This is a genomic window from Crassaminicella profunda, from assembly GCF_019884785.1.
GTDB classification, from domain to species: Bacteria; Bacillota; Clostridia; order Peptostreptococcales; family Thermotaleaceae; genus Crassaminicella; species Crassaminicella profunda.
This window is the reverse complement of sequence record NZ_CP082326.1, coordinates 1,618,577-1,640,810: the sequence shown is the minus strand read 5'-3', so window position 1 is coordinate 1,640,810 and position 22,234 is coordinate 1,618,577. Positions and strand designations below refer to the sequence as shown.

Sequence of the window (22,234 nt, the reverse complement as noted above, 5' to 3'; positions counted from 1 at the left end):
CTATATAAAAAGAATTATTACATCTTCATAATTTCTTCTAATAATACAGCTTCTATATCTTCTTCTTTTACTTTTTTTATGATTTCTCCCTTTTTAAAAAGGAGTGCTGAACCTTTTCCTCCAGCAATACCAATATCTGCATCTTTCGCCTCTCCTGGTCCATTTACAGCACAACCCATGATGGCAACTGTTAAGGGTTTATCTATTGTAGTTAATTTAGGTTCTATCCTATTTGCTAAACTGATTAAATCTATTTGAGTTCTTCCACAAGTTGGACAAGAAATCAAATTTATCCCAAAATTTCTTAATTCAACAGCTTTTAAGATTTCTCTAGCTAATTTTACTTCTTCCACAGGATCTCCTGTTAATGAGACTCTTAAAGTATCTCCTATTCCGTCTAATAACATAGCTCCTATTCCTATACAAGATTTTATGGTTCCACCCTTAATGGTACCTGCTTCTGTAACACCTATATGCAGTGGATAGTCTACCTTTTTTGCCATTAATCGGTAAGATTCTATCGTAAGTTTTATATCAGAAGCCTTTAAAGAAATAACTATATCCTCAAAATTTAAATTTTGGAGAATTTCTACATGCTCTAATGCACTTTCCACCATAGCTTCTGGGGTAACTTTTCCATATTTATTGATAATTTTTTTATCAATGGATCCTGCATTTACACCTATTCGAATAGGAATATTTCGTTCTTTTGCCTTCATTACAACTTTTTTAACGCGATCTACATCCCCAATATTTCCTGGATTTAATCTTAACTTATCTACACCGTGTTTTATGGCTTCTAAAGCTAATCGATAATCAAAATGAATATCTGCTACAATAGGAATATTAATATTTTGTTTTATTTCTTTTAAAGCTTGTGCAGCCTCTAAATCTAGGACTGCTACTCTTATGATCTCACATCCTGCCTTTTCAAGACTCTTAATTTGATCAACTGTTCTCTTAACATCTCTCGTATCTGTATTTGTCATAGACTGTATAGAAATAGGAGCATCTCCCCCTATTTTCACATTCCCACAAAAAACTTCTCTTGTTTTCTTTCTTTCAATATCCATTGTTTACACCAACCTTAAAATAAATCCATGATCTGCTGAACTAAATTAAATCTCTCAACATCTTTAAAAATCATAAATACCATCAAACTCATTAATAATACAAATCCTGTCAAATGAATAAATCCTTCCTTTTCTGGATCAAGTGGCTTTCCTCTTAGTCCTTCTACCATTAAAAAAACTAATCTCCCACCATCTAAAGCTGGAATAGGCAATAAATTAACAATACCTAAATTCACACTAATGATCCCAGCAATCCACAATACACTATATATATTGGTTTTAGCAGCCTGGCCTACTATATGAATAATACCAACAGGCCCTACTACATCTTTTACAGAAGGTTTCATAAAAAAGGCTAACATACTTTTAATAATAAATGTCATTCTTTCAAAACCAGTAGTAATAGATTTTTTAATAGATTTTTCAAATGTAGGAGAAATCCCAATCATTACTTGATTTGTTTCTTTATTGATAACTGGCTTAATGGAAATATTCTTCTCTTTTTCATCTCTTAATATTTTTATAGAAAGTTCTTGATCTTTTTTACTATGAATAGTTTCAACAAGTTCTTCCCAACTACTCATTTTCTCTCCATCAATAGCAATAATTTGGTCTCCGGCCTTCATTCCTGCCATTTGTGCTGGATAATCTGGTATAATCTCTCCTATGGTCGTAGAATTTGTAGGAAATCCCATCATATAAAACATCATTGTAAATAAAAGAATCGCCAAAACAAAATTCATAAATGGTCCTGCAACAATTACAAGTATTCTTGCCCATACAGGCTTATTATTAAAACTTCTTTCATCTGTAGATGCTTCATCTTCACCTTCCATTTTCACATATCCACCTATTGGCAATGCTCTTATGGAATATTCTGTTTCTCCAGCTTTAAATTTAAAAAGTCTTGGTTTCCCCATACCAATAGAAAACTCATGTACTTTTATTCCTACAAGTTTGGCAACGCTAAAATGTCCAAATTCGTGGAAAACTACTAAAACACCGAAAACTAAAAGAGCTATCATTATCGTTCCCATGTCTACACCGCCTTAAAGGAAAATATTTCTTACAAAATTTCTTGCCCAACGGTCAATTTCTACAATCTTATCAAGATCAAGATCCTTTTCAATATTATGTTTTTCTAATGTTAATTCAATGCCTTTAGGTATATCATAAAAGCCAATTTTTTCTTTAATAAAAAGCTCAACTAGCACTTCATTCGCAGCATTTAAAACAGTAGGATAACTTTTACCCAATTCTAACGCATCATAAGCAAGTTTTAAACAAGGAAATGTATTTAAATCAGGTTTTTCAAAGGTCAAAGTTGCAACCTCAAATAAATTTAACTTTTTATAATTATTTGCAACTCTATGAGGATATGTTAGAGCAAATTGAATAGGCACTCTCATATCTGGATAACCCATTTGAGCAATCACAGAACTATCTTTATATTCTACCATAGAGTGAATAATACTTTGTGGATGAACAACCACATCAATCTGTTCAAGACTTAAATCAAAAAGCCATTTTGCTTCAATTACCTCTAATCCTTTATTCATAAGTGTGGCTGAATCGATGCTGATTTTCTTTCCCATATTCCACTTAGGATGCTTTAACGCTTGTGAAACTGTTACATCTTTTAATGCATCTGGACTCCACCCTCTAAAAGGACCACCAGAAGCTGTTAATAAAATTCGCCCAATATCTTTTAAAGTATACCCCATTAAGCTTTGAAATATAGCACTGTGCTCACTATCTACAGGAAGAATTGAAACCCCATTTTCTTTTGCTTCCTTCATAACAATTTCCCCAGCTGTTACTAATGTTTCTTTATTAGCTAATGCAATATTTTTTTTGCACCTTATAGCTTTTATTGTAGGAATCAATCCTATCATTCCAACTACTGAAGTAACAACTAAATCAACCTCACTAAGGGTTGCTATGGTAATTAATCCATCCAAGCCATGAAAAACTTTTGTTTTCGTACTTTTAAGTCTTTTCTTTAGTTCTAAAGCTTTTTGTTCATTCATTACTGCTACTGCCATTGGATGGAATTCATTTATTTGCTTTTCTAATAAATCAATGTTACTATTTGCACTTAATCCTACTACACTAAATTTTTCTTTATTGCTACGAACAACATCAAGGGTTTGTGTTCCAATGGAGCCAGTTGATCCTAGTATGCTAATATTTTTCATATGACCATCCCTTCAAGATTATTCAGTTTTAATTTTTAAAAAATTCATTCCTTACTTTATAAAAAATACAATATAATAATATACTGCAGGTGCAGTAAAAAGTATACTATCAAATCTATCTAAAATGCCTCCGTGACCTGGCATTATTTTTCCATAATCCTTAATTCCTGTATATCTTTTAAAAATTGATGCAGTTAAATCTCCAAATTGACCTATAATACTTCCTACACACCCAATAATCACACAATGAAAAAGTATTTTAGGCATGACAAAATAACCAAATAAAGCACTTATACCAATACTACCTAGTACTCCACCAACAGCCCCTTCTACAGTCTTCTTCGGGCTTATACTCGGACAAAGCTTTCTTGAACCAAAAAAATAACCAGTAAAATATGCAAAAGTATCTGTTGCCCAAGCAACAATAAAAATCATCCAAATCAAATCACTATATTTACTATGGTGTGAAATGAAAACAATATGATACATAAAAAATACTATGTAGTATATTCCCATAGCGGTAACACTTAGAGCCAGCATATCAAACTTTTTTTTGAATAGATTATTTACTAGAATGAATAACATACTCATAAAAAACCACACCATCATCCATTCTAAGGTAATAGGTTTTAAAGTAATGATAAACATGAAAATAATACTTAAAACACCAACTGACTTTGAAGGTATAATATCTATATTCTGAAAAGCATTAAAAAATTCATTTAGCCCAATAATTGCTAATAAAAATACAGAAATATCTAGTATCATGCCTTTCTTTACTACAACAAACAAAAACAAAGGTATTGCAAGTAGTGCAGAAATAATTCTTATACGCATCTATATCACCACCTTTATTTAATTCCCCCAAATCTTCTATCTCTTTTTTGATAATCAATAATTGCCTGTATTAAACTCTCGCGATTAAAGTCTGGCCAAAAGATATTTGAAAACCAAAATTCACTATAAGCAATCTGCCATAATAGAAAATTACTAATTCTGAATTCTCCACTTGGTCTAATAACCATATCAGGATCTGGTATTCCTTTTGTATATAAGAACTCTTCAAAATAATGTTCATCAATTTTTTCAATATCTATCTCATTATCTTTCACTTTTTGACAAATTTCCTTAACCCCATTTATAATCTCATTTCTTCCTCCATAGTTTAATGCAATATTTACCACTAATCCCGTATTATTCTTTGTTAAGTTTACTGCTGAATTTATTTCTTTAAGTGAATTTTCTGGAAGCCTACTAATATCTCCGATTGTTCTAATCTTTACATTGTTCTTATGTAATTCTTTTACTTCTTTTCTCAAATAATAAACAAGTAACTGCATCAAAGCAGATACCTCATCAACTGGTCTCTTCCAATTTTCCGTAGAAAAGGCATATAGAGTTAAATACCCAATATGAAACTCTGAACAAGTACGAATAACTTCTCTTAAGGCTTCTATACCTGCTTTATGCCCAGCTGTTCTTGGTAATCCTCTCTTTTTCGCCCATCTTCCATTTCCATCCATTATCACAGCAATATGTTTCGGTAACCTATCCAAACTTAGATCTTTTTCATCAACTTTTTTGCTACTCTTAGAAAATATGTTTCTCATATTATTATTCCTCCAGTTAACTTGGCTAAAAGAAATATTACCCCCTCTAAATAGGGGGCTTAAAAATAGCTCACGATTAATTCAATGTTGTGATTCATATTTTTTTGTTTAACAACTCTGCATTCACCTGTAACTTCTTTTAACTTAGGGGAATTTGTCTCTTTAATAGATAATTGAAATGCTGAATCTAGCATTTCAACAGCTCTCTTTAATTCAAGCCCTACAACATCAGGTATTTTATTCAAATATTATACCTCCAACATTTCTTTTTCCTTTTTACCAACTAACTCATCAATAATTTGTCCAGACTTAGTTGTCATCTTTTGTACTTCATCTTCTGCTTTTTTTAAATCATCTTCTGTTATTTCACCATCTTTTTGCATTTTCTTTAATTTATCATTCGCTTCTCTTCTTTCATTTCTTAAAGCTACTTTTGCATTTTCTCCTGATTTCTTAACAACTTTTATTAACTCTTTTCTTCTCTCTTCTGTTAATTGAGGTATTCCTAATCTGATAACATTTCCATCATTAGATGGATTAATACCTAAATCTGATTGCAATATAGCTTTCTCAATTGATTGTATAGCCGTTTTATCATAAGGTTGAACGATAAGAAGCCTAGGCTCAGGAGCTGATACACCTGCTATTTGCTTAAGTGGTGTAGGGCTTCCATAATATTCTACAACAATTTTGTCTAATAATGCTGGATTCGCTCTTCCCGCGCGGATCGTATTTAAATCTTCTTTAAATACTCTAATAGTCTTTTGCATTTTTTCTTCTAATTCTTTATGAATTTGTAGTCTCATGTTTTAATCCTCCTTTACGAATGTGCCAATTTTTTCACCTAAAACAACTTTTTTAATATTTGCTGGCTCATTTAAGCCAAATACAACAATTGGAATTTTATTATCCATACAAAGTGAAGTAGCTGTTGAGTCCATTACCCCTAAGCCCTTACTTAGTACATCAATATATGAAAGTTCATCAAATTTCTTAGCACTTGGGTTAATTTTAGGATCCGAATCATATACACCATCTACTTTTTTAGCTAAAAGAATTACTTCTGCTTCAATTTCAGCAGCTCGTAGGGCCGCTGTCGTATCCGTTGAAAAATAAGGATTTCCTGTTCCAGCAGCAAAAATAACAACTCTACCTTTTTCCAAATGTCTTACTGCTTTTCTTCTTATATATGGTTCTGCTATTTGTCTCATCTCAATTGCTGTTTGAACACGAGTCAAAATACCAATCCCCTCAAGAGCATCCTGTAAGGCCAATGCATTTATAACTGTTGCTAGCATGCCCATATAGTCAGCTGTTGTTCGATCCATTCCTTCACCAGTACGACCTCTCCAAAAGTTTCCACCGCCCACAACAATAGACACTTCAACGCCTAAGTTAGAAATTTCTTTTACTTGTTCTGCAATAGCATCCAGGGTATCTCCATCTAAACCAAAACCTTTTTCTCCAGCTAAAGCTTCTCCGCTCAATTTTAGTATGACTCTTCTATATTTAGGGCTCACCATATACAACCTCCGTTTTTATTATTCTACAAATCTTTAATAATACCTTCAAGTTTATTTAAAGGTTATTTTAAAAAAGAGAACACCAACTGTGTTCTCTATGTTTAATTTTTCAAATTAGCTATTTATTTGTTTAGCTACCTCTTCTGCAAAATTTTCTTCTTTTTTCTCTAATCCTTCTCCTACTTCAAATCTAGCTGTACTTACTATTTTAATCTCAGTTCCAAGTTTTTTGCTCACTTCTTTAATTAATTGTTCTACAGATAAATCTGGATTTTTAACAAATGCTTGGTTTAATAAGCATATTTCTTTTAATTGTTTATTTAGTCTACCAACAATCATTTTTTCTACAATATTAGCAGGCTTTCCTTCATTTAATGCTTGTTGCTTTAATATTTCCTTTTCATGCTCTATGTACTCTGCATCTACATCATCTCTAGAAATATATTTTGGATTCATAGCTGCCACTTGCATTGCTAGATCTTTTCCTAGGCTAAGAATTTCTTCTGAATCAGAACCTGTTTCTAATCCAACTAATACACCTATTTTTCCAGCTCCATGAATATATCCCGCAACTTTTCCGTTTTTCACTTCTATTTTTTTGAATCTTCTCACGCTCATGTTTTCGCCTATTTTAGCGATTTTATCATTTAATGTCTCTTGCACAGTTGCATCTGTATCTAAATATTTTTCATTTAATAACTCTTCTGTAGTTTCCTTATCAGTATTTAACGCTGTAACAGCTACATCGCTTACAAACTTTTTAAACTCATCATTTTTTGCAACAAAATCAGTTTCAGAGTTTACCTCAGCTACAACTGCTTTTGTATTGTCTTCATTCATACAGATAGCTACTAAACCTTCTGCTGCAATTCTTCCTGATTTTTTAGCTGCTTTTGCTAAACCTTTTTCTCTTAAAATATCAACTGCCTTTTCCATATCGCCATTTACTTCCGTTAGTGCTTTTTTACAATCCATCATCCCAGCACCTGTTTTTACCCTTAACTCTTTAACCATTGCTGCTGTAATAGCCACACGAACTCCTCCTTATGTATATTAAAATATAATAGAAGGGGTAAGAGAAGGAAGGAAATTCATTCCTTCATCACCCTTACCCTCTTAATTATTCTTCCATTTGTTCGCCTTGTTTTGCTTCAATGATTGCATCTGCCATTTTTGCAGTAATTAATTTAACTGCTCTTATAGCATCATCATTAGCAGGAATTACATAATCTACTTCATCAGGATCACAGTTTGTATCAACAATACCTACTACAGGTATTCCTAATATATGTGCTTCTCTAACTGCGATTCTTTCTTTTCTTGGATCAACTACAAAAATTGCAGCTGGAAGTTCATTCATTTCTTTAATTCCACCTAAGAATCTTTCAAGTTTTTCTTGCTCATGCTTAAGCTTAATTACTTCTTTCTTAGGAAGAACATCGAACATTCCTTCTTCTTCCATTCTTGTTAACTCATTAAGACGATCAATTCTTTTTCTAATTGTCTTAAAGTTTGTTAACATACCTCCAAGCCATCTTTGATTTACATAATACATTCCACATCTTTTTGCTTCCTGATCTATTGATTCTTGAGCTTGTTTTTTTGTTCCTACAAAAAGAATTGGTTTGTTGCTCTCTGCTACTTCTTTAATGAAAGAATAAGCTTCTTCAACTTTTCTTACTGTTTTTTGTAGGTCAATAATGTAGATTCCGTTTCTTTCTGTGAAAATGTATTCTGCCATTTTAGGATTCCATCTTCTCGTTTGATGTCCAAAATGTACTCCTGCTTCTAGCAATTGTTTCATTGAAATAACTGCCATGACCTCCACCTCCTTGGTTTTTTCCTCCACTTTGTTCATCTTTTCAAAAGACCCGTAGGCACCCTTTTAAAAATTCCAAAGTGTGTGTGATAAATCACCTTAAGTAGTATAACATAGTCCGTATAAGTTTTGCAATAAAAATTTTATAATTTTATACGAATACAAGAATATTATTTCCATTCACACTTTAAATATACAATTTTTTTACATATATTTATAAGACTCCCACTTCTATAAGTGGGAGTACAAATTGATTCAAACAAGGTACAATTCCTATCTTAACCTCTAATTTTCCGCTTTATTGAATAAGCTTACTCTTTTTTATGTTCTCCTTTAACAATTCTATCTATGATTTCCTTCTCAGAATCATTTAGTGTAAATTCATATTTTCCCCATCTAAGTTTATTTTCTAATTTTTTCTCATTTATCCTATCTAAAAACTCTTTTTCTGATTGTATTAAATTATTTTCCTTTAATATTGTAGCCACATCTTCACTCTTATGTCCTTTTTGAATTTCAATGATAATATTTTTTACTTTTGTTTCTTTTGTGTTCATTTTACTATGCACATCTTTTTTGTCAAAATATTCTACAGGATCAATCATTCCTATTTTTCTTGCTTCTGACTTAATAAACTCTTCATCATATAAAACCTTTTCATTTTGATGAGAAATAATATGAAATCCTGATGCTAGTATAAATCCTATTCCAATGCCTAAAAATACACCTATGAATACATTCTTTTTCAAATGATCACCTCTTCTTTAGGCTACATATAAGCTGAACCTCCCCAATACCTTTATTAAGCTTTTTAGCTATTTGGGAAGGTGAATATCCTTGATTATATAATTGTAATATTTTTTCCTTATCCTTGTTATTGTTTGAAGCATGATCTTCTTTTTTTATATTTTGGGCATCCTCTTTTTTACTATATGATCTAATTTGTCTATTATTTTCGTTTTTATCTGTTTCATCAATGACAATTGAATATTTTTCTATTTTTTCATCTAATATTTTTATCATCTGATAAATTTCTTCTGTCTTATTATCTAATGTTTTTATAGTCTCTTGGCTAATTGCTTTTAGTTCTTTTATAATATTTTCTGTAAGCTCAATATTGTTTAGTAAGGCTATTTCCTTTTTTTCGGAATTTTGAAATTCAATCGTAGATTCAATACTCATATTCTTTTTAAGCACTATAATAGATATTATTACAATAATAATACCTATAGAAAAAAATATATAATCACCCATATTCTCTCACCAATTCATTTATATTTTTATATCAATATTTGCTCCAATTCCATTTATAGCTTTTATTTCATTCTTATTTTTTTCTTGCTCGTCCTGTTCTTTTCTCTTATCTGAATTCTTCCCACTGTCTTTTGGATTTCTATCTTGTTTATCCCTTATATTTGGATGGTCTTTATTCTCAAATTCATTCACTTTTTTCAGTTGGTGCTTCGTATTTATTTGATCTTGTTGCATTAGATTTTCTTGATCCATTCTTACTTTATTATTAGCAACTTGATTTTCTTGTGACTGTTGCTGAGTTTTAGGCATTAATACTTGAAAATCTATAGGTCTTATGGACATCCCTATCATCTCCCATTACTTTCCTAAATAAGGGACTATCTTTATTTCTCCATCTTCCCTTAAAATTGTTGAACATTGAATATCATCTCTGACATAATATACTGAATTCCCAATAGCCATCCTTACTCCCGGATGTATTATAGATGAAGAATTGATTCTTCCACTAGATAAATCCTGAAGAATATTTTGCAAATCAATAAGAGCCTTATTCACACTTTCTATTTTTTGATTTAAATATTTTTTTGTGCTTTTTGATTTAATCAGTATTTCTTGCTTTTCCTTTGACAATTCAGTATTTTTAGATATTTTCGTCAGCAATTCTATTGCTTTTCTAACATTATCCTTGTTTTTATATAGCATTTCTAATTCCTGTTTTAAGCTTTCATATCGCTCCTTTATCTCTGGATCAATACCTACCTCTAGTTTTGTAACTGTCGCCATAGGTGAACCAATGCATTTTGCATTTACTTCCATATTTGCTCGTATTTCTCCACCAACAATCAAACCTTTTTTTCCTGTAGCTCTAATAGATTCTTTGGATTTTAAATGACAATGCATAATAACCTCTGCATTTATGCTTCCATCCGCTTGTGCATAACAACTCTCCATATACTTAGAAACAATATCCTTCTTGCTAATTAACTTGCCTACATTTTGTCCATGAATCCCCTTATGAAGTACTATATTTCCATTGGCAATAATTGTTGCCCCTTCTACTACGCCATGTACCTCAATATCTTCTGAACATTCTATTTTAAATCCTGACCTTACATTTCCTCTAATAATAACATTTCCAACAAAATAAATATTCCCTGTTGAATGATCAACATTTCCATTTACTTCATAAACCTGCAAAACTTCCACCTTATCATTAACTAGTTTCGCTTGTCCAGCTACATCAGCAATTAATTTTAGTCCATCTTCAGTTTCAACTACATTTTTACCCTTCTTAAAACGAATAGTTTTTCCTGATTTTGCCTTTAATACTTTTCCTGTAATCGTCATTCCATCTATTCCATCTGTTGGCATAACCTTTTCAGCTATATTATCACCTTTTTTAACACATTGAACAATATTAAGTTCTTTATAATCCACTTTTCCATCTTGATCTATTTCTGGCTTAATCTTAGTATCTGTATTAAAATAATATTTTATTGTACCATCCTGTCCATTTACAGGGCTTTTCCCTGTCGCAATAACATGTCTTTGATTATACTTTTTTTCAGAAATTATTTCATTGATTAAATCTTTATCGATTCCATATTCAATATGATAATTTTTTAGAATGCTTTCAATATCCTCTTTTACAATCATTCTTCCTCCCTTAGGAGGGAGAATGGTCATATACGCTTTCATCTCATCTTTTGCTATCTCAATTTCTACTTTTGCATCCACTGGATTGCTTATTTCCAAATCTTTAATGTTTATTGAAAGGAATTTATTTTCTTTTAAACTTGATTTAAGCTTATCTATGTCAATATTAGTTATTTCCTTTTTCTCTAGTCCTAAAATAATTTCTTCTGCAGTTACTGGTTTTCCGACTCCTTTTGAAGGCATAATTAGTAGACAATCATTTCCCTCTTGATGATCCAATTCAAATCTTCCATTTTCATTCTCATTTTCTAAAACATCATTCTTTTCGTATTTTATTATTTTTTCAGTTAATTTCACTTTGAAATTTTTTTTCAAAATACCAAAAAAAGATTTGCCTTCCTCTAAAACTTTTACATCAACATCATCAACTTCCATATTTAAGAGTTCTAATCCATTTTTAATTGCTTCTTCTAAAGTTTTCCCCTCTGTGATAATGGATTTTTTGTCCACTAATCATCACCACCCTATTCCCTTTATAAAATTTTTGCTAGCTTACCCCTTAATTTCATAATCGCTTTGGTATGTAACTGGGAAATTCTTGATTCAGAAACTCCTAATATTGCAGAGATTTCTTTATATGTTAATTCTGAATAATAATAAAGTTCAATAATTTTTTTTTCTCTTTCTGCCAACTCATTCAATGATTCTAATAGGATCTTTTTTACTTCTTCTTGTTCTAGACTTTGCTGTGGTTCACTACTTATATCCTCATCCATAATTGTAAAATTTGCATTATTTGAAATTTTTTCTTCTAATGAAATAACAGAAAAGGAATGTACTTCTCCAAGCATACTATTTAGTTCAGCTACTGACACATTCAATTCAGTAGCTACTTCTTGATCCCTTGCACTTCTTCCTAACTTATTTTCAATTGCTTTATAAGCATCTTCAATTTTTTTATATTTCTGTCTAACAGACCTTGGAATCCAATCCAATGTCCTTAGTTGGTCAATAATTGCTCCTCTTATTCTTATGTATGCATAAGTTTCAAATTTAACATTTTTTGATAAATCAAATTTATCAATAGCATCTAACAAACCAAATATGCCATAGCTCACCAAATCTTCAAATTCAGCATTGTTTCTATAGTTAGCATACAATCGCCCTGCAATAATTTTTACGAGATCTATATATTTAACAATCAATTGATCTTTAATTTTTTTATCATGTGTTTTCCTATATTGATCCCATAAATTCATATTGGACATTTTTACCCCCCCTAAGATTTATTCATATTTGTATTCATTTCATTATTTTCTAAATCCAAGGGGATGAAATCATCTTCTGGTTCATTCTTATCAGCCCCAACCTCAAGTTCTTCAGGAGGGATTATTATATCTATTTTATTACCTGATGATTCTTTTGCTTTTGTTATATAGTAAATACAACATTTAGTAGCAAAAAATATAATAAGATAAAAACAAATCGTTCTTTTTAAATATACACTAAAACTTATATTTTGCATCATAGCAATAATAGTACTGATAAATATAGAAAAAATAAGAAATATATAAGGTATGGATTTTATACTTTTCATGCAATATAACTCCATTCATATTTGTTTCGTACCACGACCAATTGTTTTTACAACTATAATTCCTGTATCCGCATAAAGCTCTATGGTTCTACCAAAGTTGCCTCCGATATCTTCCGCTAATATTGGTATTTTTAATTCTTTTAGTATTTCCTTAGATGCAATTGCATTTCTTTCGCCTATTTTCATAATATCGTTTTTGTTTGAAAAAGAAAACATTTGGGCTCCTCCAGCCAATTTACTTACTAACCTTCCTCTACTAGCCCCTAATTTCAAAACTTTTTCTAGTAATAAAAGTATCGCTGTATCTGCAAATTTAGCTGGATTCGTATTATTCCTTATTGTCTTACTAGAAGGCAACATAACATGGGCAAGACCCGCAACTTTTTTAATAGGATCATATAAAGCCACTCCTACACATGATCCTAATCCTAATGTAGTTAAAACCCCGTCTCCTCTTGTGACATTTAAATCTGCCATACCAACTTTAATAATCTCTCCCATTATTCTAAAACTCCTAAACTTTTTAGTAATACTTCAAATGATTCTACATCTGGAACTAAAAAGAAATATCCCTTTATATTATCATCACCTTCATTAAACTCTGTCTCAATCAATAAAACTTTATCGCCAATTTGACCATATTGAATAATAGGCACACTGAGTATTGCTCCAGCCATATCTGTTGTTAAAGAAGGAATAGATATTTTCATATTTAACCCAGTTAATGTTGTTAAAGATGATATATATGCCCCTGAAAGAATATTGCCTATTTCTTGTAAAGCTGATTGATCAATTTCATCTAGAATATCAGAATTCTCATCTTTAAACAATAACATGTTCGCTAACATTTTAGCAGATTTAACTGTCAATAAAAACATAATATTCCCAGTAAGATCTCCGTCAACATCAAAATATATGCCACACACAGCCTTTTCTGCTCCACCTAAAAGTTCAGTTACTTCTTTGAATTCTAATATTTCTACTTTCGGAACATTCATATCAATCTTCCTATTAAGCATTTTTGCAAGAGCTGTAGCTGCATTACCTGCACCAATATTGCCTACTTCTTTTAAAACATCCAATTGCATATTGTTCATTTCTTCTATAGAAATCCCCATATTCTTCCCACCTTAACTTTATTACATCTCTTCATTAATATCTGTATTTCCTAGGACCTTTTTCAAATCTAATAAAATAATAATTCTATCTTCATTTTTCCCTATCCCTTTAACATAATCATTTTTTAACTTATCCGAAAAATTAGGAACTTCATCAATCGCATCAAAATCAAAGTGTAAAACTTCCGAGGACGCATCTACTAGTAATCCTACCACCATCTCTTCTACTGAAATAATAATAATTCTAGATTCATCGTTTAATTCCTCTTGAGGCAAATTAAATCTTTTTCTCAAATTAATAACAGGTACTACTTCCCCTCTTAAATTAATAACCCCTTCTACATAGTGGGCTGCATGAGGTACTCTCGTTATATCCATAACTTTTTCAATAGTTTCAACATGGAGAATGTCTATACCATAGTACTCATTATCAAGTTTGAATAATACATATTGATTATCTGTTGTAGTTATTTTTTCAGCCATTATATTCTCTCCTTTTTAAGCATAGTCAAATTAGAAAAGGGAATTGATATCAACAATTAAAGCTACTTGTCCATTGCCTAAAATTGTAGCTCCTGCAATAGCTTTTATACCTAATAAATATTTTCCTAAAGATTTAATAACAATTTCTTGCTGTCCTATTAAATTATCTACTACAAAACCTGCTGTTTTATCTCCTTTTTTTACTACAACTACAATCAAATCTTCTTCATTCTGTCCATCAACATCCACTTGTAAAATTTTATTCATTCTTAGTATTGGTAAAGTAGTATTACGATAAAGAACTACTTCCTGTTCTTGTATTTTCCTTATAGTTTTTGAATCGATTGTCACAATCTCCTTGATTGAATTTAAAGGAATTGCATATTTTTCCAAACCTACATTTACTAATAATGCTTGGATAATTGCAAGAGTCAATGGTAATCTTATGGTAAAAGTACTACCAGATTGAGAAGTTTTTACCTCAACCAGTCCTCCTAATGCTTCTATCTTAGTTTTTACAACATCTAATCCAACACCTCTACCTGAGATATCAGATATCTTGTCCGCAGTGCTAAATCCTGATTTAAATAATAGATTTACAGCTTCTTTTTCATCCATAATTTCTGCTTGTTCTTCTGTAATCAATCCATTTTTAATAGCCTTTGCTTTTACTTTTTCAATATTAATCCCTTGACCATCATCTTCTACTTCTATTACAACACTATTTCCATCAGGATATGCGATGAGCTTAACCGTCCCTATTTCAGGCTTACCATGTTTTTTTCTGGTTTCTGGTTCTTCTATCCCATGGTCAATAGAATTTCTTATAAGGTGAATTAATGGATCGCCTATTTCATCAATAACCGTTCTGTCTACTTCTGTTTCCTCACCTAACATAACCAATGATATTTCTTTCCCTAACTCTTTTGAAAGATCTCGTACCATCCTTGGAAATCTATTAAAAACTCTTTCAATTGGAACCATTCTTACTTTCATTACAGCATCATGTAAGCTCGTAGTAATTCTTCCTAGATATTCAATAGCTTCATTCATATTATGTTTTTTCCCTGAATCATCTATATCTTCTAATCTTGACCTAGTAATAATTAATTCACTTACAAGGTTCATTAAATTATCTAAACGATCTATATCTACTCTTACTGTTTTTCCTAATCTAGGTTTTTTTGACTTATTTGACGTTTTTTCATTGCTTTCATCTTTTTTGTTGTCTTCTGTTTTTTCTTCATCCACAATCTCAATATCTTCCGTTTGTACATTTAATTCAGTAACATCAATTTCTTCAATAAGTACATTTTCTACTTCAGATATATTCATGATTTTTTTTCTTACGGTTTCCCCATCAAGTTTTGAAATAATAATTAATTCAAAACCTGCATCAAATTTTTCATCTTCTATATCCTCAACAGGTGGATTTGATTTTAATATTTCACAATCTTTTTCCAGGGTATTAAAGATAATAAAGGCTCTAGCAGATTTTAACATACAATTAGGATTCAAATCCACCTGCATTTTATAACAATTATACCCTTGTGCAGCGGCTGTTACAGCTACATTTTTGGAAAATTCTTCAACTTCTATATGAATATCTCCGTTAATAGCTTCAGTAGAATTTGAGATTTCTTCTTTCGTATCATTTCTACTTTCATCTTCTCCTTGAAGGATCTGATTTAATTTTTTAACTAAATAATCAGATTCAAAATCTCCTTCCTCTCCTGAATTTATAATTTGATTGATATACCCCTCTAATGTATCAAGACATTCAAATAGAACATCTACTATGTTTTCAGAAAGTTCTATTTCATTACTTCTTAACGATTGAAGTACATTTTCCATCTCATGGGTCAGATTTGCAACTTTATTAAATCCCATAGTAGCAGACATACCTTTTAACGTATGGGCAATCCTAAAGATTTCATGAACAAGACTCATTTCTTCGTGATTATTCTCTAACTCTAATAAGCTTTGATTCATGTTTTCTAAGTGTTCTTTTGATTCTTCAATAAAAATCTCCAAATATTGATTCATATCCATATCTCCTACACCCCCACAATTTTTGTTATTGTTTCAGCAATATCCTGTAATGGCACCACTTCATCAATACAGCCTAAGTTAACAGCAGATTTTGGCATACCATAAACTACACATGTTGCTTCATCTTGTGCTATTGTATATCCACTTTTTTGTTTTATATTTTTTATTCCCACAGCACCATCTGAACCCATCCCTGTCATAATTACACCAACCAAGTTGTCTAGTTCTAAGTAAGCTAAGGAATTCATCATCACATCTACAGAAGGCCTATGTCCAGAAACAGGAGCTTCTTTTGTAAGACTTATTTTATAATCACTGCTAGCTTTTATGATCTTTAAATGATATCCTCCTGGGGCAATATATGCATATCCAGGTAGCAGCCTATCATTATTTTCTGCTTCCTTAACGTTAATCGCTGATAGATTATTAAGTCGCTCCGCTAAAGACTTTGTAAAGCCTGCAGGCATATGTTGAACAATAATAATACTTGCTGGTATATCTTTTGGTAAATAGGGTATCACATCCTGCAAGGCTCTTGGCCCACCTGTTGAAGTACCTAAAGCAACAATCTTTTTTAAACGTGAATTTTGTTTATAGGGTGCAGACCTATTAGATATGCTCTTAACTTTTCGAGATGGATGGATGCATTGAATACTTACATTCACACGTGACGCCATCTTAATCTTTTCTGTTAATTGGATTCTCATATCTTCTGTATTCATTTTGAAAATATTTGTAGGTTTTGTAATAAAATCCACTGCTCCTAGTTCTAATGCTTTTAATGTAGCCTCTGCACCTTCTTTCGTTACACTACTCAACATAACTACTGGCAAAGGTGACTTTTGCATAATCGTCTTTAAGGCTGTTATACCATCCATAATAGGCATCTCAACATCCATTGTTACAATATCAGGAGAAAATTCATTTATTTTTTTTATAGCTTCCTTTCCATTTCTCGCTGTATCTATAACTATTAACTCTTTGTCTAAAGTAATAATATCAGAAATTACTTTACGCATAAATGCAGAATCATCAACTACTAGAACTTTTATCTTATTCATCTAGATCAATCCTTTTTTCCTCATTTTTCTTTGATAATCAAAAATAAAGGATATTATGGTCTCTCTAACTTTTTCTGAAACATCTTTTAACCTTATTCCTATGTCAAAGTTATATTTAGATCCTTCATCTTCATAGGGTGCACATCTTAAAATTTGTCCTCTAACAACAAAAATTTCTTTTTCAGCTTCGATGCTTGTTTCTACAATACTACCTACTTTTAAGGCTTCTTTACTAATAACTCTTAATCCACCGCCACTTATGTCTTTTGTTAAAACTGAAATTACCTTCTCATTATCTTCAGGTTCAATGGTTTTAATTTTAGCATTTAGTACCACTTCTAATCTAAAAAAATCTCTTCTCTGTACTCTAAAAATATCTCCTATTCTTTCAACTTTCATATATGAAATATCAGATACTTTCTTTCTTCCTATTACTTTTGCTTTAAACGCATATACTCCTGAATTTTTTTTATAATAGGTGATTTGTATTGTTTCGCCAACGGATATGGGTGCAACTACATTTTTATATATAGGTGTTGCAATAAACATAGAATAATTATCAATAATATCCATAACTTGACTAAGCAATTTTTTATTTTCATTGCTTTTAGAAGTTTCTAACTCAATTCCTATTTTCATTCCGATTTTGGGAAGCCTGTTTTTTTTCATAAACAAACCCTACTTTCATTTCTTTTCAATCTTTATTCATTTATATTGACTTTTTGTGACCATATATGAACTTATGGATAAACCTTTTTAAACCACTTACTTCAAATACTTCAGAACTAGATTCATTAATAAGTCTAGATGCTATTGTCTCTATCCCTTTACTAACTAAGCTATTTGGATAGCTTAAAAGGAAAGGCTTTTGTAATTTAACTGATTTAGAAACTAAGTGATCATCATATAGATAGCCCAACCTTTGTAAAGCTATGTTCAAAAACCTTTGTGAAGCAATATTTAGTTTATTAAAAATTTCTAACCCTTCCTGACTATTCTCAACTCTATTGATCAAAACTCTAACAATTTTTTCATGATCCTTTAATATAATATTTTTAAGAACTGCATAAGCATCCGTAATAGATGTAGGTTCAGGTGTTGTTACTAAAATAATCTCACTTGTAGCTTCCACAAAAGATAAGACAGAATTACTAATTCCTGCACCTGTATCAATCAAAATAAAATCTGAGTTCTTTCCAATAGACTTAAGGTTATTCATCAAACTAGCTATTTGCTCTTCTGTTAAATCAGTTAATTCCCTTAGTCCTGAACCCCCTGATATTAATCTTATACCTTCAGGTCCTTGTACAATCACTTCTTCTAGTGTTTTTTCTTTTCTAATAACATGGGCTAATGTATATTTTGGAATAATACCTAAAATCACATCGACGTTAGCACAACCTAAATCTGCATCTAAAATTGTAATTTTATATCCTAATTTACTAAGTGCTAGTGCCAAATTAATGGTGAAATTTGATTTGCCCACACCACCCTTACCACTAGTAATGGTTATCACCCTTGTATGATCATTATCGGTACTATTTTCTGAAAATGTAAGTTCATTTTTATCTTTATTTTGCTTTTTAAGATTATTGATGATCTCTCTTAGCTTTTTAGCCTGATCATTCATACAATTCACCTACAATTATATTTGCGATTTTTTCTGAATTTGCATTTTCAATATCATCAGGAACGCTTTGCCCTGTAGTGACGTAGGAAAGATTTTTATTGGTCAAAATTTTAGCATTTAATATATTTCCGACTCCATTTGCTTCATCTAATTTTGTAAACAATAGGTGATAGTTTTCTATAAAATTATAAGAATTTATAATACTTATAATATCTTTATACCCAGTTGTAGCACTCATTACTAAAAAAATATCTGGATCGTCTATATAATTGATCAATTTTTTTACTTCTTCTAACTGTTCTGCTGATCGATGATTACGTCCCGCTGTATCTATTAAAATAATATCCTTATCTTTAAATGCTTCTATAGCTTCTTGAATTTCTTCAGGCTCATAGATTACTTTTATTGGAACATCCAAAATTTCACTATAAGTTCGTAATTGTTCCACTGCAGCAATTCTATAAGTATCTGCTGTAATCAGTCCTACAGACTTATTTTTTCCAATAGCGAATCTAGCAGCTAATTTAGCAAGTGTTGTTGTTTTTCCAACACCAGTAGGACCCACTAAAACAATATTTTTCTGACTATTACTCTCTTCATTAATAGATTGAGGATTTCCTAAATACTCTCTTATAATAATTTTTATTGCTTTATGAATTACCTCCTCATTTTCACTTGAAAAACTTACTTGCTTTCTTGCTATATTCATAATCTTTTCCGCAATACTCTTTTCAATATTATTTTCAATAAGATGATTATAATATTTATCAAACAATACAGGCCTTTTAGTTTCATCTTTCTGCTGCACATCATCAATTTTGTGAATAAAATTATTTAATAGATTTTCAATATTTCCTACTTGATGTTTTAATTCGTCAATCTTATTGAATTCTCCTTGATTATTTATATGTTTTTTTTCTTTCGACATATTAAACTTTTTCTCTTTTTCTTTTTCATCTTGTTCAACAGCAGCAACCATCTCAATAAGAGGCTTTTTAAAAAAACCCAAAAATCCTGGACGCTTAATTTTTCTTGAATGCAAAATTACTGCATTCGCTCCTAGCTCAGCCTTTACTTTTAGCATAGCCTCCTGTGCATCCTTTGCTATATATCTTTTTACTTTCATATTATGCACTCACCACCCCAACCGACTGTACTTCAATTTTTGAATCGATCTCATTATATGATAAAACTGTTAACTCAGGAGCTAATTGTTCTGTTAATTTTTTAAAATAAAATCTAACAATAGGAGAAGTCAATATGACTGGCTGTTCTCCAACAGACATTAATTTTTCAACCTGCATTGCTAAATTATTTAAAACTACTTGTGTTTTATTTGGATCTAAATTTAAATAGGATCCATGCTCTGTTTGTTGAATAGATTCCATAATAGTCTGTTCTAAACTTTGATCTAGCGTAATAACTTTTGCACGATTTCCTTCAATAAACTGTTTTGTAATGGCTCGTGAAAGGGATTGTCTCACATATTCCGTCAACATATCTGTATCTCTTGTAATGGTCCCATAATCCGCAAGTGTTTCTAAAATAGTTACCATATCCCTTATGGATATACCCTCTCTCAATAGATTAGAAAGTACCTTTTGAATCTCTCCTAAAGACATGATTTTGGGTACAAGTTCATCAATTAATGCCTCATGGTTTTCTTTTACATTATCCAATAAGGACTTAACTTCCTGTCTACCTAATAACTCATGAGCATGTCTTTTAATAATTTCAGTAAGATGAGTTGATATAATGGATGAAGGATCTACCACAGTATATCCAAAGATTTCTGCTTTTTCTCTTTCTTCCTCTTGTATCCATTTAGCAGGTAGTCCAAACGCAGGCTCCACTGTATCAATCCCACTAATATTCCCTTCTGCTGTACCAGGATTCATTGCTAAATAATGATCAAATATAATATTTCCATCTGCTACATCTACACCTTTTATCTTAATCACATATTGATTGGATTCTAATTGTATATTATCCCTAAGCCTTATCATAGGTACAATAACCCCTAATTCAAGTGCACATTGTCTTCGAATCATTACCAGTCTATCAAATAGATCTCCCCCTTGATTTGGGTCAGCTAGTGGAATAATACCATATCCAAATTCTAACTCAATTGGATCCACTTGCAGTAATGGCAATACATTCTCTGGTTTTTTTATATCTTCAGCCTCTGTATCTTGAGGGATTTCCTCATCTTCAACAATACTTTCTTTAATGGAATTTCTAAGTGTAAAACCTAAATATACAAATACACCACTTAATAGAAAATAGGGTAGATCTGGAAGTGGTGTCAATCCTAAAAATAGTAGCACACCCGCAATAATAAACATAATTTTGGGTTGTCTAAATAACTGTTTAATTACATCATTTCCTAAATCTGAATCTGAAGCAGCTCTTGTTACTACAATACCTGTTGCTGTTGAAATCAAAAGAGCAGGAATCTGACTCACTAAACCATCTCCAACAGTCAATAAAGTATACTTTTGAAGAGCTTCCATGAATCCTAACCCTTTACCCATCATACCTAATACAAAACCTGCTGTAATATTGATAATGGTTATGATAATCCCTGCAATGGCATCGCCTTTTACAAACTTACTGGCTCCATCCATTGCTCCATAAAAGTCAGCTTCATTTTGAATACGTAGTCTTCTCTCTCTTGCTTCTGCTTCACTAATTAAACCTGAATTTAAATCAGCATCAATAGCCATTTGCTTTCCAGGCATTGCATCTAATGTAAATCTTGCTCCAACTTCCGAAACTCTCTCTGCACCCTTTGTAATTACCATAAATTGTATAATTACAATGATTAAAAATATAATAAAACCAACAACAGCATTTCCACCTACAACAAATTGTCCAAACGCTTCAATAACATCTCCTGCATTTCCATTAGAAAGAATATATCTTGTAGTGGAAATATTTAAAGACAATCTAAATAACGTAGTTAAAAGTAACATAGAAGGAAAGACTGCAAACTCTAATGGTTCTTTATTATATATTGCAATAAGCAAAATAAGCATTGATAATGAAATATTCAAACTTAATAATATATCTACAGCCACTAATGGTATTGGAATAATAATTATTATTATAACTGCTATGACTGCAAGTGATACGACTATATCACCAAATTTCATATTTA

General features: G+C 31.1%; 25 protein-coding genes. All 25 read right to left on the bottom strand.

The window, feature by feature from the left end; genetic code table 11:
- Positions 1-17: 17 nt before the first annotated feature.
- Complete coding sequence (ispG, locus tag K7H06_RS07665; RefSeq protein WP_223039293.1) at positions 18-1,073, bottom strand: flavodoxin-dependent (E)-4-hydroxy-3-methylbut-2-enyl-diphosphate synthase; 1,056 nt, start codon at positions 1,071-1,073, stop codon at positions 18-20.
- A gap of 14 nt (positions 1,074-1,087) precedes the next feature.
- Positions 1,088-2,110, bottom strand: coding sequence for an RIP metalloprotease RseP (rseP, locus tag K7H06_RS07660; RefSeq protein ID WP_223039292.1), 1,023 nt, complete (start codon positions 2,108-2,110; stop codon positions 1,088-1,090).
- A gap of 12 nt (positions 2,111-2,122) precedes the next feature.
- On the bottom strand, positions 2,123-3,271 hold the full coding sequence (locus tag K7H06_RS07655; RefSeq protein WP_223039291.1) for a 1-deoxy-D-xylulose-5-phosphate reductoisomerase: 1,149 nt from the start codon (positions 3,269-3,271) through the stop codon (positions 2,123-2,125).
- 51 nt (positions 3,272-3,322) lie between these two features.
- Entirely contained in the window at positions 3,323-4,108 is a 786-nt protein-coding gene (locus K7H06_RS07650; RefSeq protein WP_223039290.1) for a phosphatidate cytidylyltransferase, read from the bottom strand.
- A 14-nt stretch (positions 4,109-4,122) separates the two neighbouring features.
- On the bottom strand, positions 4,123-4,881 hold the full coding sequence (uppS, locus tag K7H06_RS07645; protein ID WP_223039289.1) for an undecaprenyl pyrophosphate synthase: 759 nt from the start codon (positions 4,879-4,881) through the stop codon (positions 4,123-4,125).
- Positions 4,882-4,940: 59 nt separating this feature from the next.
- Positions 4,941-5,126, bottom strand: a complete 186-nt coding sequence (locus tag K7H06_RS07640; protein WP_223039288.1) for a hypothetical protein — start codon at positions 5,124-5,126, stop codon at positions 4,941-4,943.
- A gap of 3 nt (positions 5,127-5,129) precedes the next feature.
- Positions 5,130-5,687 (bottom strand): ribosome recycling factor, encoded by a 558-nt coding sequence (frr, locus tag K7H06_RS07635; RefSeq protein ID WP_223039287.1) that lies wholly within the window; start codon positions 5,685-5,687, stop codon positions 5,130-5,132.
- 3 nt (positions 5,688-5,690) lie between these two features.
- The gene (pyrH, locus tag K7H06_RS07630; protein ID WP_223039286.1) at positions 5,691-6,404 is read right to left on the bottom strand and encodes a UMP kinase; all 714 of its coding nucleotides are present in this window, start codon (positions 6,402-6,404) and stop codon (positions 5,691-5,693) included.
- 114 nt (positions 6,405-6,518) lie between these two features.
- Positions 6,519-7,418, bottom strand: coding sequence for a translation elongation factor Ts (tsf, locus tag K7H06_RS07625; RefSeq protein WP_343216826.1), 900 nt, complete (start codon positions 7,416-7,418; stop codon positions 6,519-6,521).
- Between the two features lie 106 nt (positions 7,419-7,524).
- Entirely contained in the window at positions 7,525-8,223 is a 699-nt protein-coding gene (gene rpsB, locus K7H06_RS07620) for a 30S ribosomal protein S2 (protein WP_223039284.1), read from the bottom strand.
- Positions 8,224-8,534: 311 nt separating this feature from the next.
- On the bottom strand, positions 8,535-8,972 hold the full coding sequence (locus K7H06_RS07615) for a hypothetical protein (protein ID WP_223039283.1): 438 nt from the start codon (positions 8,970-8,972) through the stop codon (positions 8,535-8,537).
- A 4-nt stretch (positions 8,973-8,976) separates the two neighbouring features.
- Positions 8,977-9,477, bottom strand: coding sequence for a DUF6115 domain-containing protein (locus tag K7H06_RS07610; protein WP_223039282.1), 501 nt, complete (start codon positions 9,475-9,477; stop codon positions 8,977-8,979).
- Positions 9,478-9,495: 18 nt separating this feature from the next.
- Positions 9,496-9,819 (bottom strand): hypothetical protein, encoded by a 324-nt coding sequence (locus K7H06_RS07605; RefSeq protein WP_223039281.1) that lies wholly within the window; start codon positions 9,817-9,819, stop codon positions 9,496-9,498.
- A gap of 15 nt (positions 9,820-9,834) precedes the next feature.
- Positions 9,835-11,643, bottom strand: coding sequence for a FapA family protein (locus K7H06_RS07600; protein ID WP_223039280.1), 1,809 nt, complete (start codon positions 11,641-11,643; stop codon positions 9,835-9,837).
- Between the two features lie 23 nt (positions 11,644-11,666).
- Complete coding sequence (locus K7H06_RS07595; RefSeq protein ID WP_223039279.1) at positions 11,667-12,401, bottom strand: FliA/WhiG family RNA polymerase sigma factor; 735 nt, start codon at positions 12,399-12,401, stop codon at positions 11,667-11,669.
- 11 nt (positions 12,402-12,412) lie between these two features.
- Complete coding sequence (locus K7H06_RS07590) at positions 12,413-12,730, bottom strand: hypothetical protein (RefSeq protein WP_223039278.1); 318 nt, start codon at positions 12,728-12,730, stop codon at positions 12,413-12,415.
- 15 nt (positions 12,731-12,745) lie between these two features.
- Complete coding sequence (locus K7H06_RS07585; RefSeq protein ID WP_223039277.1) at positions 12,746-13,231, bottom strand: chemotaxis protein CheD; 486 nt, start codon at positions 13,229-13,231, stop codon at positions 12,746-12,748.
- Entirely contained in the window at positions 13,231-13,848 is a 618-nt protein-coding gene (locus tag K7H06_RS07580) for a chemotaxis protein CheC (protein WP_223039276.1), read from the bottom strand. The genes K7H06_RS07585 and K7H06_RS07580 overlap by 1 nt, the downstream gene beginning before the upstream one ends.
- A gap of 21 nt (positions 13,849-13,869) precedes the next feature.
- Positions 13,870-14,331 (bottom strand): chemotaxis protein CheW, encoded by a 462-nt coding sequence (locus tag K7H06_RS07575; RefSeq protein WP_223039275.1) that lies wholly within the window; start codon positions 14,329-14,331, stop codon positions 13,870-13,872.
- A 30-nt stretch (positions 14,332-14,361) separates the two neighbouring features.
- A complete protein-coding gene (locus tag K7H06_RS07570; RefSeq protein ID WP_484795924.1) occupies positions 14,362-16,377 on the bottom strand; it encodes a chemotaxis protein CheA in 2,016 nt (671 codons plus the stop codon).
- Positions 16,378-16,388: 11 nt separating this feature from the next.
- On the bottom strand, positions 16,389-17,444 hold the full coding sequence (locus tag K7H06_RS07565; protein ID WP_223039273.1) for a protein-glutamate methylesterase/protein-glutamine glutaminase: 1,056 nt from the start codon (positions 17,442-17,444) through the stop codon (positions 16,389-16,391).
- Positions 17,445-18,113: a flagellar brake protein gene (locus K7H06_RS07560; RefSeq protein WP_223039272.1), complete on the bottom strand. Its 669-nt coding sequence runs from the start codon at positions 18,111-18,113 to the stop codon at positions 17,445-17,447.
- Between the two features lie 40 nt (positions 18,114-18,153).
- Positions 18,154-19,074, bottom strand: a complete 921-nt coding sequence (locus K7H06_RS07555) for a MinD/ParA family protein (protein ID WP_223039271.1) — start codon at positions 19,072-19,074, stop codon at positions 18,154-18,156.
- A complete protein-coding gene (gene flhF / locus K7H06_RS07550) occupies positions 19,067-20,200 on the bottom strand; it encodes a flagellar biosynthesis GTPase FlhF (RefSeq protein WP_223039270.1) in 1,134 nt (377 codons plus the stop codon). Before flhF ends, K7H06_RS07555 begins: the two co-directional genes overlap by 8 nt.
- A 1-nt stretch (position 20,201) precedes the next feature.
- Entirely contained in the window at positions 20,202-22,229 is a 2,028-nt protein-coding gene (gene flhA / locus K7H06_RS07545; protein WP_223039269.1) for a flagellar biosynthesis protein FlhA, read from the bottom strand.
- Between the last annotated feature and the right edge of the window lie 5 nt (positions 22,230-22,234).

Bases quoted from the DNA above. Each gene is read 5' to 3' on its own strand.
- rseP (WP_223039292.1), bottom strand. From the start codon at position 2,110: ATGGGAACGATAATGATAGCTCTTTTAGTTTTCGGTGTTTTAGTAGTT.
- flhA (WP_223039269.1), bottom strand. From the start codon at position 22,229: ATGAAATTTGGTGATATAGTCGTATCACTTGCAGTCATAGCAGTTATA.
- flhF (WP_223039270.1), bottom strand. From the start codon at position 20,200: ATGAAAGTAAAAAGATATATAGCAAAGGATGCACAGGAGGCTATGCTA.
- K7H06_RS07570 (WP_484795924.1), bottom strand. From the start codon at position 16,377: ATGAATCAATATTTGGAGATTTTTATTGAAGAATCAAAAGAACACTTA.
- ispG (WP_223039293.1), bottom strand. From the start codon at position 1,073: ATGGATATTGAAAGAAAGAAAACAAGAGAAGTTTTTTGTGGGAATGTG.
- K7H06_RS07555 (WP_223039271.1), bottom strand. From the start codon at position 19,074: ATGAATGATCAGGCTAAAAAGCTAAGAGAGATCATCAATAATCTTAAA.
- K7H06_RS07560 (WP_223039272.1), bottom strand. From the start codon at position 18,113: ATGAAAAAAAACAGGCTTCCCAAAATCGGAATGAAAATAGGAATTGAG.
- rpsB (WP_223039284.1), bottom strand. From the start codon at position 8,223: ATGGCAGTTATTTCAATGAAACAATTGCTAGAAGCAGGAGTACATTTT.
- frr (WP_223039287.1), bottom strand. From the start codon at position 5,687: ATGAGACTACAAATTCATAAAGAATTAGAAGAAAAAATGCAAAAGACT.
- K7H06_RS07610 (WP_223039282.1), bottom strand. From the start codon at position 9,477: ATGGGTGATTATATATTTTTTTCTATAGGTATTATTATTGTAATAATA.
- K7H06_RS07585 (WP_223039277.1), bottom strand. From the start codon at position 13,231: ATGGGAGAGATTATTAAAGTTGGTATGGCAGATTTAAATGTCACAAGA.
- K7H06_RS07655 (WP_223039291.1), bottom strand. From the start codon at position 3,271: ATGAAAAATATTAGCATACTAGGATCAACTGGCTCCATTGGAACACAA.
- pyrH (WP_223039286.1), bottom strand. From the start codon at position 6,404: ATGGTGAGCCCTAAATATAGAAGAGTCATACTAAAATTGAGCGGAGAA.
- uppS (WP_223039289.1), bottom strand. From the start codon at position 4,881: ATGAGAAACATATTTTCTAAGAGTAGCAAAAAAGTTGATGAAAAAGAT.
- K7H06_RS07590 (WP_223039278.1), bottom strand. From the start codon at position 12,730: ATGAAAAGTATAAAATCCATACCTTATATATTTCTTATTTTTTCTATA.
- K7H06_RS07565 (WP_223039273.1), bottom strand. From the start codon at position 17,444: ATGAATAAGATAAAAGTTCTAGTAGTTGATGATTCTGCATTTATGCGT.
- K7H06_RS07575 (WP_223039275.1), bottom strand. From the start codon at position 14,331: ATGGCTGAAAAAATAACTACAACAGATAATCAATATGTATTATTCAAA.
- K7H06_RS07595 (WP_223039279.1), bottom strand. From the start codon at position 12,401: ATGTCCAATATGAATTTATGGGATCAATATAGGAAAACACATGATAAA.
- K7H06_RS07605 (WP_223039281.1), bottom strand. From the start codon at position 9,819: ATGTCCATAAGACCTATAGATTTTCAAGTATTAATGCCTAAAACTCAG.
- K7H06_RS07580 (WP_223039276.1), bottom strand. From the start codon at position 13,848: ATGGGGATTTCTATAGAAGAAATGAACAATATGCAATTGGATGTTTTA.
- tsf (WP_343216826.1), bottom strand. From the start codon at position 7,418: ATGGTTAAAGAGTTAAGGGTAAAAACAGGTGCTGGGATGATGGATTGT.
- K7H06_RS07650 (WP_223039290.1), bottom strand. From the start codon at position 4,108: ATGCGTATAAGAATTATTTCTGCACTACTTGCAATACCTTTGTTTTTG.